This is a genomic window from Flavobacterium sp. NRK1, assembly GCF_024054175.1.
Lineage (GTDB): Bacteria > Bacteroidota > Bacteroidia > Flavobacteriales > Flavobacteriaceae > Flavobacterium.
Map to the genome: position 1 here is coordinate 1 of NZ_JAMXLA010000017.1, position 1,088 is coordinate 1,088.

Here is a 1,088-nt window from a genome sequence, read left to right on the forward strand (position 1 = left end):
TACAGACCTTACAGTAACAGGAGGAGATAATGCCACCTTTACCGATGTGACACTAGATATAAAAGCTGATGCAGTAACCAATGCCAAGCTTGCCGATAATGCGGTTCAGACCGAGAATATAAAAGACGGTAATGTAACATCGGCTAAGTTAACAGCAGGAACAGGTACAGCTGATCGTATTGCAATAGCCGATGCTGCAGGAGCAGTAACATTCAGTAATGCTATTCCATCGGGCAGCATAGCAGGAAAAGACCTTACAGCTGGAGATGGATCGATCAGTATTGGAGGTACCGGAGCAGGAGCCTTATTAAAAGATGCTAATGTAAGTGTTGCCACAGGCGGAATTACAGAAGTAAAGCTTGCAGACGGGGCAGTAACTACAGCTAAGATAGGAGCTGATGCAGTAACCAATGCTAAGCTTGCGGACAATGCAGTTCAGACCGAAAACATTGCAGCAGGGGCAGTAGAAACTTCTGATATCAAAGATGCAGCAGTAACTACAGTTAAGATAGAAGATGCGGCAGTAACAGCCGTGAAACTTGCCGACGACGCAGTAACAGCTGCCAAGATCGATTCGAGTGTAGCGGGTACAGGATTAAAACAGAATACTACCAATGGTTCTTTAGAAGTAGATGTAACTGCTCTTGAAGGAGATGGAGACATTACCTCTACAGACCTTACAGTAACAGGAGGTGATAATGCCACCTTTACCGATGTAACGTTAGATATAAAAGCCGATGCAGTAACCAATGCCAAGCTTGCCGATAATGCGGTTCAGACCGAGAATATAAAAGACGGTAATGTAACATCGGCTAAGTTAACAGCAGGAACAGGTACAGCTGATCGTATTGCAATAGCCGATGCTGCAGGAGCAGTAACATTCAGTAATGCTATTCCATCGGGCAGCATAGCAGGAAAAGACCTTACAGCTGGAGATGGATCGATCAGTATTGGAGGTACCGGAGCAGGAGCCTTATTAAAAGATGCTAATGTAAGTGTTGCCACAGGCGGAATTACAGAAGTAAAGCTTGCTGACGGAGCAGTAACTACAGCTAAGATAGGAGCTGATGCAGTAACCAATGCTAAGC

At 44.9% G+C, this 1,088-nt stretch carries 1 protein-coding gene; it reads left to right on the forward strand.

Annotated elements, in window-relative coordinates; genetic code table 11:
- On the forward strand, positions 1-1,088 hold a 1,088-nt coding region (locus NHE85_RS16680), incomplete at both ends, for a hypothetical protein (RefSeq protein WP_252813341.1).